The organism is Ruegeria sp. AM2, assembly GCF_056540685.1.
The window spans coordinates 165,856-177,857 of record NZ_JBQFXE010000001.1; the positions used below are offsets into that span (position 1 = coordinate 165,856).

9 protein-coding genes are annotated in these 12,002 nt (G+C 57.5%); 5 read left to right on the forward strand and 4 right to left on the reverse strand.

Annotated elements, in window-relative coordinates:
• Positions 1–44: 44 nt before the first annotated feature.
• Entirely contained in the window at positions 45–3,464 is a 3,420-nt protein-coding gene (locus ACR0CR_RS00895) for an indolepyruvate ferredoxin oxidoreductase family protein (protein WP_480595883.1), read from the reverse strand.
• A 169-nt stretch (positions 3,465–3,633) separates the two neighbouring features.
• Here ACR0CR_RS00895 and ACR0CR_RS00900 point away from each other — a divergent pair, with 169 nt between their 5' ends.
• The 5 genes from ACR0CR_RS00900 (at position 3,634) to grxD (ending at position 10,359) form a co-directional block, all read left to right on the forward strand.
• Positions 3,634–4,542, forward strand: a complete 909-nt coding sequence (locus ACR0CR_RS00900) for a LysR family transcriptional regulator (protein WP_480595885.1) — start codon at positions 3,634–3,636, stop codon at positions 4,540–4,542.
• A gap of 278 nt (positions 4,543–4,820) precedes the next feature.
• Complete coding sequence (locus ACR0CR_RS00905; protein WP_480595887.1) at positions 4,821–7,070, forward strand: mechanosensitive ion channel domain-containing protein; 2,250 nt, start codon at positions 4,821–4,823, stop codon at positions 7,068–7,070.
• Between the two features lie 152 nt (positions 7,071–7,222).
• Positions 7,223–9,382 carry a phosphoribosylformylglycinamidine synthase subunit PurL gene (gene purL, locus ACR0CR_RS00910; RefSeq protein ID WP_480595889.1) on the forward strand — a complete coding sequence of 720 codons (2,160 nt, stop codon included), beginning with the start codon at positions 7,223–7,225 and terminating at the stop codon, positions 9,380–9,382.
• A gap of 125 nt (positions 9,383–9,507) precedes the next feature.
• Positions 9,508–9,744 carry a BolA/IbaG family iron-sulfur metabolism protein gene (locus tag ACR0CR_RS00915; protein ID WP_170354080.1) on the forward strand — a complete coding sequence of 79 codons (237 nt, stop codon included), beginning with the start codon at positions 9,508–9,510 and terminating at the stop codon, positions 9,742–9,744.
• Between the two features lie 252 nt (positions 9,745–9,996).
• Positions 9,997–10,359: a Grx4 family monothiol glutaredoxin gene (grxD, locus tag ACR0CR_RS00920; protein WP_480595891.1), complete on the forward strand. Its 363-nt coding sequence runs from the start codon at positions 9,997–9,999 to the stop codon at positions 10,357–10,359.
• Here grxD and ACR0CR_RS00925 read toward each other — a convergent pair whose 3' ends face one another.
• Genes ACR0CR_RS00925 through ACR0CR_RS00935 form a run of 3 tightly spaced genes read right to left on the reverse strand, consistent with a single transcriptional unit; the run spans position 10,360 to position 11,899 of the window.
• Positions 10,360–10,710 carry an MliC family protein gene (locus tag ACR0CR_RS00925; protein WP_480595893.1) on the reverse strand — a complete coding sequence of 117 codons (351 nt, stop codon included), beginning with the start codon at positions 10,708–10,710 and terminating at the stop codon, positions 10,360–10,362. It abuts the gene before it with no gap.
• Positions 10,707–11,102: a cell division protein ZapA gene (locus tag ACR0CR_RS00930; protein WP_480595895.1), complete on the reverse strand. Its 396-nt coding sequence runs from the start codon at positions 11,100–11,102 to the stop codon at positions 10,707–10,709. The genes ACR0CR_RS00925 and ACR0CR_RS00930 overlap by 4 nt, the downstream gene beginning before the upstream one ends.
• Positions 11,102–11,899: a hypothetical protein gene (locus ACR0CR_RS00935; RefSeq protein WP_480595897.1), complete on the reverse strand. Its 798-nt coding sequence runs from the start codon at positions 11,897–11,899 to the stop codon at positions 11,102–11,104. The genes ACR0CR_RS00930 and ACR0CR_RS00935 overlap by 1 nt, the downstream gene beginning before the upstream one ends.
• Positions 11,900–12,002 lie beyond the last annotated feature (103 nt).

Here is a 12,002-nt window from a genome sequence, read left to right on the forward strand (position 1 = left end):
CAACGACCCATTTTGCCTAGCGTTCGTGACACCGTTGTAAAATTTTACTCCGCTGCGGCCCTCAACTGAGGCCCACCGTTGCGAATAACGGCCAGCAGTTCCTCACGTCGCTTGGCGGCCTTGGCTTCATTGGTGACAAGTACGGGTCCGAAGCCCCTGATATCCAGCGGTAAACGCGCCAACGCAACCATTGCACCGTGTGTTTCCGGGCTAAGTTTCGCCAAAACCTCTCGCATGTCTTTCTCGTACTGTTTGATCAAGGCACGCTCCATCCGACGTTCCTTGGAGTATCCAAAGACATCCAAAGGCGTTCCGCGAACGGCTTTTAGCTTGGCCAGCAGCTTCAGCGGCCCAAGGAACCACTCGCCAAAAGCACGTTTTTTGGGCCGACCGTGGTCGCCTTTTGTGCCAAGAGCCGGAGGGGCCAGATGGAATGTCATCTTGAAATCCCCGTCGAATTCGGCCGCTGCCTTTTTCCGGCTGGTAAGCAACAGGCGGGCAACCTCGTACTCATCCTTGTAGGACAGGAGTTTGTGATAGCCTTTTGCAACGGCCTCGCGCACGTCCTCGTCCTGAACGCTGTCGACCAGTTTCCGATATCGTTTGGCAAGACGTGCGCTTTGGTAATCCGTCAGGTGCGCCGCTCGGAAGTCGATAATTTGGTCCAGCGTTTTTGGCAAGTCCGCCACTTTGTCTGTCAACAGCCCCGAGGCATCCTGAGGGCATTCCACGGCCCATCGCCCGACCTCAAAGGCGCGTTTGTTGCGTTCGACCGCGGTGCCATTCAGCTCGATCGCTTGCAGGATTGCGTCGTGGCTGATCGGCAGCAAACCGCGCTGCCAGGCGGCGCCAAAAACCATCATGTTCGAATAGATCGAGTCGCCCATCACAACGCGAGCCAAATCACTGGCATCGAACAAGACCACGCCGTCTTTCAGCCGCGCTTGCAAAGCCAGTTCCAGTTGATCGCTTGGGATCTGGAATTCGGTGTCGCGGGTGAAGTCGCCAGTTATGATCTCATGGCTGTTGACCACCGCGCCGGTCTGGCCTTCTTGCGTCAAACCCAGTGTCTTGGCTCCGGCGGAAACCACAAGATCGCCGCCGATCAGGGCGTGTGCCTCACCGGTCGCAACGCGAATGGCGCTGATATCTTCGGGTCGGTTCGCCAGACGGCAATGAATATGCACCGCGCCGCCCTTTTGGGCCAGGCCGGCCATCTCCATCATTCCGGCGCCCTTGCCGTCAATCTGTGCGGCTTGCGCAAGAACGGCGCCGATAGTCACAACGCCTGTCCCACCGACACCGGTGATCACAACGTTATGCGTGCCGTTGATCTGTGGCAAAACCGGCTCAGGCAAGTCTGGCAGATCCAGATCGACCGTCGCCTCTTTGCGCACTTTGGCCCCTTCCAGCGTCACAAATGACGGGCAGAAGCCGTTCACGCACGAGAAGTCCTTGTTGCAACTGGACTGATCAATCGCGCGCTTCCGGCCCAGCTCGGTCTCTTTTGGAACAATGGACACGCAGTTCGACTGGACACCGCAATCGCCGCAGCCTTCGCAAATGTCGGTATTGATAAACACGCGCTTGTCGGGATCGGGGAAAGTGCCACGCTTCCGACGGCGGCGTTTCTCTGCCGCGCAGGTTTGAACGTAAACGATGACCGATACGCCCTCAATTTCGCGGAATTCTTCCTGAACTTTCATCAGATCCGCACGCTCATGCGCCTCGACACCGCTCGGAATCGCTTTCAGGTCGACTTCTTCCTTTTCGTCGTAAACCAGGGCCACGTGTTGCACGCCCATCGCTTTGACCTCGCGAATGATCCGCTCGGCGGTCAAGTCGCCATCGTTGCCCTGCCCGCCTGTCATTGCGACGGCATCGTTGAACAGGATTTTGTAAGTGATGTTCGTGCCCGCCGCCAAGGCCGCACGGATCGCCTGAACACCGGAATGGTTATAGGTGCCATCGCCCAGATTCTGGAACACATGCTTGGTGTTCGAGAACGGCTCTTCACCGATCCAGTTGGCCCCTTCGCCGCCCATGTGGGTAAAGCCGGTCGTTTCGCGGTCCATCCATTGGACCATGTAATGGCAGCCGATACCGGCGTAGGCCCGGCTTCCGTCTGGGATTTTGGTCGAGCTGTTATGCGGGCACCCTGAACAGAAATATGGCAGACGCGCTGCGATTTCCTGCGCGTTATCGGCGCGACGGGCGTCGGACAGTTTTGCCAGACCAGCGCGAACACCATCGGTGTCGCGCCCCTCTTCAATGAGAATTCCACCCAGCTTTTCGGCAATCATGATGGGATCGAGCGCGCCGCGGGTCGGGAACAACTCCTCCCGATGCAGAGTTCCCGCGCCACCTTTGTACCAGCCATAAACGCGACGCCCACGACGGTCGTCAAAGATCGCTTCTTTGACCTGAACTTCGATCAGTTTGCGCTTTTCCTCGACAATGACGATCAGGTCCAACCCTTCGGCCCAATCATGGAAGCCTCTCATATCCAGCGGAAATGTCTGACCGACCTTGTACGTCGTGATTCCAAGACGTTCGGACTCGGCCTCGTCGATGTTTAACAGCGATAGCGCGTGCGTCAGATCCAGCCAGTTCTTGCCTGCAGCCACGAAACCTATTTTGGCGCCGGGCTTACCCCAAACGCGCTTGTCCAGACGGTTGGCGTGGGAAAACGTCTCGGCAGCAAAGCGTTTATAGTCGATGACCCGCGCCTCTTGCAGGTGCGGCGTGTCTACAAGGCGGATGTTCAGCCCGCCTTCGGGCATGTCAAACTCGGGCGTGACGATTTTGACCCGATCAGGACTGCCATCCACAACCGACGTAACCTCGATCGTGTCCTTCATGGTCTTTAGACCCACCCAGACGCCCGCAAAGCGGCTGAGCGCGAACCCGTAGAGCCCGTAGTCCAGAATTTCCTGAACGCCTGCCGGACTGACGACCGGCATATAAGCATCCACCAAAGACCATTCCGACTGATGCAGCACGGTCGAACTTTCACCGGTGTGGTCATCGCCCATCGCCATCAGAACACCGCCATGTTCAGCAGTGCCCGCCATATTGGCGTGGCGCATCACGTCGCCCGAACGATCAACACCTGGCCCCTTACCGTACCACAGGCCAAACACGCCATCGAACTTGCCCTCGCCCCGCAATCCGGCTTGCTGGCTACCCCAAAGCGCGGTTGCGGCCAGGTCTTCGTTCAAGCCGTATTGAAATGTGACATCACTTTCTGCCAATTGTTTTTCAGCCCGCGACATCTGAAGGTCGACTGCGCCCAACGGAGAACCCCGGTAACCCGTTACCAGGCCCGCCGTGTTCAACCCTGCCGCCTTGTCGCGCGCCTTCTGCATCAGCATCAGCCGGACCAGCGCCTGGGTGCCGTTCAAAAGAACCGGGCTTTTTGACAGATCAAACCGGTCGTTCAGAGTGATTTTCGGCTGACTCATCTGACGTCTCCCCTCGTCGGATTAGTGTGCTGCAATTTTCCTCACTTTAGGTCAATTATGCTGACCTGTATAGAATTTTCGCGCTTTTCTGTAACGATTTCCGGGTTCAAATGTAGAAATTGTTACGTCTTTCATATAGGGCTGCCCGAGGATAACGAAAGTTGCGGCGATGGATTGGGACAAGCTTAGAATATTTCACGCGGTTGCGGATGCAGGCAGCCTCACGCATGCGGGGGACAGGCTCAATTTGTCTCAATCCGCCGTGAGCCGTCAGATCCGCGCGCTTGAGGAATCGCTTGATGCAACCCTGTTCCACCGTCACGCGCGCGGGCTGATTCTTACCGAACAGGGCGAGTTTCTGTTCGATGCGACATCGGCCATGTCCAAACGCCTCGATGCCGCCGCCGCCCGTATCCGCGACAGCGAAGACGAGGTATTCGGAGTTCTGCGCGTTACAACGACGTTTGGGTTCGGCACCCTTTGGCTGGCCCCGCGCCTGCCCAAGCTCTACGAACAATACCCCGATTTGAACATTGATCTCATGCTGGAAGAACGTGTGCTTGACCTGCCGATGCGCGAGGCTGACGTGGCCATCCGCATGAAGGAACCCAGTCAGGCGGATCTGGTGCGCAAGCGTTTGATGACCGTTCAGATGCAATTGTACGCGACACGTAAATATCTGGACGCCCACGGTGGCGCTCCGGAAACGTTAGAGCAGATCTCAAACCACCGTCTGATCTGTCAGACGCCCTCTGCCCCGCAGGTCGGAGCGGGCGCGTCCATGGTGCGGCATCTGATGACTCACAATCCCAGTTCATTGCTGACCGTGAACAACTATTTCGGTGTTTTGCAGGGCGTTCTGCATGATCTTGGCATCGGAGTTCTTCCCGACTACGTGACCGAGGATTTCCCGGACCTCGTTCCAGTCCTGGCCAACACCGAAAGCGCTGATGTGCCCGTCTACCTGGCATTTCCAGAAGAATTGCGTCATTCCAAGAGGATAGCTGCATTTCGGGACTTCGTTCAGGATGAAATCATAGCCCACCGCAAGCAATTGCGTCAGTTGGGCAAGCTCTAGCTATGCGCGTACAGCATAGCAGACATGACATGATTAATCTGTAAAATACCTTGATCGTTTACAAAGTGATCCCTAAATGAGCAATCGAAGGCGATGATGCTGTAACGCTCATCATCTTCATACCTCCCTGTTGGACTTCGGCCGAGCTTAGTGCTCGGCCTTTTTTTTGCTCCGCCGCAATCTCAGGCCGCAAGACAGGTAAAACATCTGGGAATATCGGACACTTAAGCCTATGATCACGCAAAAATCACGAAGACTTGTGTTCGAGGACAGATTCGATGTTTCACCCACTCCGCATTTTGCTTGCGCTACTTACGGTTGCATTTCTTTCCGGACCGCTCTGGGCTCAGGTCACGAGCACCGCTGACGGCAGTGGCACGATCAAAATTCCAGAGGAATTGACCACCGAACAAGTTGACGATCTTGTGGCCCGCATGTCCGACGATCAGGTTCGTGCCATATTGCTTGATCGTCTGGACGCCGTCGCCGAAGAGCAGGCCGCTGCCGCCGGAGGCCGCACAAGTTTGGTGCAATCAATTTCCGATACCGTCAGAAGCATGGCGGGGTCCTGGCTGGACGTGATACGAAAGATACCGCTGCTGGTTACGGCGCAAATAGAAGCGTTTTCGAATTTTGGCGCTACATTCGGAGCAAGCGGATTGATGTCCCTTTTCGGGTTCACCTTTCTTGCCTTGGCAATTGGGTTCGCCGCTGAGAAAATCGTAGGCCTTTGGACACGGCGTTGGATCAAGGTCATTGACGACGATTCCGCAACGGATTTGCGCGGAGCGGTTACCTACCTGTTCAAACGCCTGTGCTGCGAATTTCTTGGGCTTCTGGTCTTTTACTACACGCTGGTCTTTGTCGGGCGACAATTGCTGACGGATCAACAGATCGCGCAAGCTGCGCCGTTTGTCTTCTACCTGATCTGGATTCCGCGTCTGGGTGCTGCGATTTCAAGGTTCACCCTTGCGCCAAACCAGCCAAGATTGCGACTGGTCAACATCGATGACCACTGGGCCAAATACCTGCATCGCAACCTGATTGGGCTGTTCCTGCTGATCGGTTTCACCCTGTTCATGCTGGAATTCAGCGCCATGAACGGTGTTCCACCCGGAGAATCCAGGCTTGGGTTCTGGCTGAACTCGTCGATCCATATCTATATCGGCATCATCGCCTGGAAAGCGCGCGAGGGGCTGTCGGATATGATGCTGGGATCGGACCCAGATCGCACAAAATTCGACGAGGATGCGGCGCGTATCTACCCCTATTTCGCCATTGGCGTTTCGGCGGGCACCTGGCTGTTGGTCGAATATCTTGCGTCGCAACGCGACCCCAAAGTGTTCCTGCTGCTGGGACATGGTGCGCACTACATAACAATGTTCTGGCTGTTGATTGCGCCTGCGCTCGACACGTTGATCCGTGGGCTTGTGCGCCACCTGCAGCCGCCGATGATGGGCGACGGGCCTGTCGCGGAGCGGGCGTATAAATCGACCAAACGCAGTTATATCCGCATCGGTCGCGTTCTGGCCGGGATTCTGATTATCCTGATGATCGCAAATGCCTGGGATCTGGACCTGCAAGAGATCGCAGGTGCCGGGACGGATTCTGGCAGCAAAGTCATTCAGTTCTTTATCATCGTAGCGATCGGCTACATCCTGAACGAATGTGTGTCGTTGTGGATCAACCGTCGCCTTGCCAAAGAACACACCGCATCAGAACAAAGCCCAGATGAAGAAGCTGGGGAAGGTGGCGGCGCCGGCGGATCGCGTCTGGCCACGGTTCTGCCCCTGCTGCGCGTCACAGCGCAAGTCGCCATTGCGGTTATCTTTGTCCTGCTCGCGTTGGGCGCTTTGGGTTTGGATATCACCCCGCTTTTGGCCGGTGCCGGTATCCTTGGTTTGGCTATTGGCTTTGGCGCGCAGAAACTGGTCTCGGATATTGTGGGCGGGGTTTTCTTCCTAATCGATGATGCTTTCCGGGTGGGTGAATACGTCGATGTCGGCGGCACGACCGGTACGGTCGAAAAGATTTCGATCCGGTCGATGCAGCTGCGCCACCATCGCGGCCCGGTTCACACTATCCCTTATGGGGAGATTCAGAAGCTGACGAACTACAGCCGCGACTGGGTGATCATGAAGCTGAAATTCACCGTGCCGTTCGACACTGATCCAAACAAGGTCAAGAAGATCTTCAAAAAGATTGGAGCCGAGATGATAGCCGATGAGGTCCACAAGGATGGCTTCCTGCAGCCCTTCAAATCGCAAGGCGTGTTCGACTTTGACGATGTTGGCATGATCATCAGGGGCAAGTTCATGGCCAAGCCGGGCAAGCAGTTCACGCTGCGCAAGGAGATATTCAACCGGGTTAAGGCCGCATTCAAGGAAAACGGCATCGATTTTGCCCGCCGAGAAGTACGCGTGGCCATCCCCGGATTGGAGGAAGCCGATCATCTGACCGACGAACAAAAGGCCGCTGTGGGCGCAGCTGCGGCCGATGCCGCAAACAAGGCGCCGGACCCGGCCTGATCCTCAACGGTCAACGACCAAAGACGGAACCGGACCAGAGCCGGTTCCGTTTTTCGTTGGCAAGCATGGCCTGCGCGATCTTGGCCCTTTCCACCGCAGCGCCCTTGCCCTACAAGGCCCGCAACTCGGCCCATTTGGACACAGGACAGAAGATGCAAGAGCCCGCAATCACACCCGACCTGATCGCCGCGCATGGGCTAAAGCCCGACGAATATGACATGATCCTCGAGATCATCGGGCGCGAGCCGACATTTACTGAGCTGGGCATCTTTTCCGCGATGTGGAACGAGCATTGCTCGTACAAATCTTCGAAAAAATGGCTGCGCACCCTGCCCACTTCGGGACCGCAAGTGATTTGTGGTCCGGGTGAGAATGCGGGCGTGGTCGATATCGGCGATGGTCAGGCTGTGGTGTTCAAAATGGAAAGCCACAACCACCCCTCATATATCGAACCCTATCAAGGCGCGGCGACCGGTGTGGGCGGCATCCTGCGTGACGTCTTCACCATGGGCGCACGGCCCATCGCTTCGATGAATGCTCTGTCCTTTGGTGAACCCGGCCACCACAAAACGCGTCAGTTGGTTAACGGTGTGGTCGAAGGCATCGGTGGATATGGCAACTGTTTCGGCGTGCCTTGCGTGGGTGGTGAGGTCCGGTTTCACCCGGCTTACAACGGCAACTGCCTTGTGAATGCCTTCGCTGCGGGTCTGGCTGACAGCGACAAAATCTTCTACTCGGCCGCCTCGGGCGTCGGGATGCCTGTCGTCTATTTGGGTGCCAAAACCGGCCGTGATGGCGTCGGCGGCGCGACTATGGCCTCGGCCGAGTTCGACGACACTATCGAAGAAAAACGCCCCACCGTTCAGGTCGGCGACCCCTTCACCGAAAAACGCCTGATGGAGGCGACGCTGGAGCTGATGCAGACCGGCGCGGTGATCTCGATTCAGGACATGGGCGCTGCGGGTCTGACCTGTTCGGCTGTTGAGATGGGCGACAAGGGTGGCCTTGGCGTGCGTCTTGATTTGGAAAACGTCCCCCAACGCGAAGAGAACATGACCGCCTATGAGATGATGCTGTCGGAGTCTCAGGAGCGGATGCTGATGGTTCTCAAGCCCGAGCTTGAGGCCGAGGCCCGCGCCGTGTTCGAAAAGTGGGACTTGGATTTTGCTATCGTCGGCGAAACAATCGCGGAAGACCGCTTCCTGATCGTCCACAATGGTGAAGTGAAGGCCGATCTAGTCCTGTCCAAACTCTCCTCGACCGCGCCGGAATATGACCGGCCTTGGGTCGAAACGCCTGCCGCCGATGAATTGTCCGAAGTGCCTCAGATTGATCCGATCGACGGTCTGCGCGCTCTGCTCGCTTCGCCGAACTATGCCGGTAAGCAATGGGTCTATGAACAATACGACACCATGGTCATGGCCGACACGGCCAGGACGCCGGGTCTGGGCGCTGGCATGGTCCGCGTGCATGGCACCGACAAGGCGCTGGCCTTCACCAGCGACGTGACGCCCCGCTATGTCCGCGCCAACCCGATTGAAGGCGGCAAACAGGCCGTCGCCGAAGCCTATCGCAACTTGACCTCCGTCGGGGCGACCCCGTTGGCGACGACCGACAACCTGAACTTCGGAAACCCCGAAAAGCCCGAGATCATGGGGCAGTTTGTCGGCGCGATCAAAGGCATCGGTGAAGCTGTCGCCGCGCTGGACATGCCAATCGTGTCGGGTAACGTCTCGCTGTATAACGAAACTGACGGTCAGGCGATCCTGCCGACCCCGACCATCGGCGCGGTCGGTCTGCTGGCCCACACCGATGAGATCATCGGCAACGAAGTCCGCGAGGGCCATGTCGCTCTGGTCATCGGCGAAACCCAGGGCCATCTGGGCCAATCCGCCCTGTTGGCCGAGGTGTTCAACCGCGAAGACGGCGACGCGCCTCATGTCGATCTGGACGCTGAAAAGCGCAACGGCGAATTCATCCGTGCCAACCGCGACATGATCAAAGCTTGTACCGATCTGGGCGACGGTGGCCTTGCGCTGGCCGCGTTCGAACTGGCCGAAGCGGCTGGTGTTGGCGTCTGCCTCGATGATGCCTCGACCGAGTTCCTGTTTGGCGAAGATCAGGCCCGCTATCTGGTCGCTTGCAATTTTGATCAGGCCGAGGCGCTGATGATCGCCGCAGGTCAGGCCGGTGTTCCGCTGGTTTCGGTCGGCCGCTTTACAGGTGAGAGCGTCAAAGTTGGCAGCTCCGAGGCACCGTTGGCCGAATTGACCGAAACATTCCGCAGCAGCTTTGCTGAGGCTGTCGCCTGATTTCGGCTCACTAAATGTCTTGAGAACCCGCGCTGTGATCAGCGCGGGTTTTGTCGCCCCGGGACCACTTGCGCGCCCCGCTTAGGCGCTCTACATCTTGGGAAAGACCTTTTGGAGTAACCTACATGCCGATGAGCGCCCACGAAATCGAACACCTGCTGCGCGAAGCTTTTCCCGACGCGGAAATTCAGGTCGGTGGCAGCGATGGCGTGCATATGTCCGCCATGGTCGTGGACGAGAGCTTTCGCGGCAAAAACCGGGTTCAACAGCAGCGCGCGGTCTATGCGGCCTTGAAAGGCAAAATGGACGGCCCAGATGGAGAACTGCACGCGCTCGCGTTGACCACAAAAGTGCCGGAGTAAGATGGAATTCGGATTGGGAACAGCCGTATGCATCGCGTTGGTCGCCGCACTAACGGTGTTGTTGGCGCGGAGCCGATCCAAAAACGAACCGAAATCAATGCGAGGATCCGTTCCCGGAATTGGGTATCGCACAATTTTCACAATCTATGACTCAGGCGGCTCCGGCGGCGGACATTCAACTCAATATCGTGTCCCGAAAGACCCGCAAGACTACGCCAAAGCGATGATGCCGAAGAGCAAAGGAAACGCGAAATGACTGACGTGAAAACCCAGATCGACGAAACCGTCAAAGCCAATGACGTTGTGCTGTACATGAAAGGCACCAAAGAGATGCCGCAATGCGGATTTTCGTCTCGCGTGGCCGGTGTCCTGAACTATATGGGCGTCGATTATACCGATGTGAACGTGCTGGCGGACGAGGACGTGCGTCAGGGCATCAAGGATTATTCCGACTGGCCAACCGTCCCTCAGCTTTACGTCAAAGGTGAGTTTGTCGGTGGTTGCGACATCATCACCGAAATGACCTTGTCGGGGGAACTGGACACTCTGTTCGATGACAACGGCGTTGGCTATAACAAAGACGCCGCCGACAAGATCCGCGAAGCAAACGCCTGATCAGCGGCTTACGCAATCCCTGTACAAAACGCGCTCGGGGGCCGTGTCACCTGCGGGCTGGTAGGTGATCGTGGCCTCCCAGCCCTTTGAGCGCAGTGTGTAAGTCCCTGCCCCGCCCTCGGATTCGTATCGGATACCCGAGCCGCTTTCGACCTGACGAAGCGCAACCAGCCGTCCGTCGATCAACATAGCGGCGGCACCCGGTCCATCCGTCGGGTTGAAATACGAAACTGGTACCGTGGCATTGCTCTCACATGTGAATGTGACGGACAGCACATCAATCTCGGCGTGGACCGCACCGCCTATCCCGGACAGCAACAACGCTGCAAGAATTGGGTGTTGCCACTTCATCCCTGAGATTTTTCTTCGACAACGGCGGCCAGCGCCTCGGCCCGCGCGGCCATCTCGGCCAATGTGTCCGTGACCGACGGGGGTACGATTGCGACTTCGACACGCTCCGGTTCTGGTGCTGGTCGATTCCGCAGATGGTTCAACTCGGCCCGCGCCTCGGCCAATTCGGTTTCGGCTGCCTTAACCCGATCATCCTGCGCGGCAACTTTGTCTGCGAGCATAAGGCCAGCCATAAGGAGCATGCGCGCCTCAGGCATTCGACCGATCTGATCGGACAGAACCTGCGCTTCGTCATCCAACAGTTTTGCTGCTGTCTCCAGAAAGACTTCTTCGCCATTCTGACAGGACACTTCAAAACCACGACCGCCGATGTGAACTGTGACTTCGGGCATTATTCTACCTCTCCTTCGGCCAGATTTGCGCGGTTGAGCAAGGGTTCGAGACGGGCCAGAACGGCATGCGCTTCGGCGGCGTCCGAGGCCCGCGCGGCGCGGGTCGCCTCAAGTTCGGCCGCCGTGGCACGGTTCAGCAGGTCCGCATCCGGAACGCCCTTTTCAGCGGCTGCGCGCAATTCGTCTACCGTGCTGCGTAGTTGTTCGTTGGCTTTGCGCAACCGCTGAAGGTCATCATCAAGCCGCGACATCGCCGCGCCATGGCTTGCCCGTTCTGCGCGCAGCATTTCGAGTTCGGCATTCAAATCTTCAAGACGTTCGGTGTCGGAAAGCTCGGACCGTAACCGGTTAATTTCCGCCTGCATGGCGTCTGATGCGGTTTCCTTGGCGCGAAGCGCTTCTATCTCGGCTTTGAGTTCAGAGGTTTCGTCACTATTCTCCAGCGCAGCCTTGGCCTCGGCCAGTTCTGCGCGCGCGGCCTCTACCGTCGCAAGTCGTGAGGTCGCCTCGGCCAGTTGTTCCCGCAATGCGACGGATTCGGATTCCAGGGCCGGCTGTGTACGCAAAGCCTCAAGGTCACCGCGCATTGCGTCCACCTCGGTTTCGTGCCGCTCCTTGAGGGTCTTCAACCGCTCTTCCAACTGGGCGTTTGCCAGGCGCTCTTCCTCAAGCGCCTCGCGCAATGCCAAATTCGCGTCGCCCGAGGGCAACGACGCAACGCCAAGGCCCTCGACTCCGGCACCAATGCGCTCCATCGCAGCAATGATACGACGCTGCAGTTCTTCGATTTGGCTCATGCCTCTGTCACCTCTTAACCAAGGTCTTTCTGTTTCGCGCCATTCCGAATCAAGAATGGCCGGTCTCGGGCATAGTCTAACGGAATGTGACAGAAAATACCCA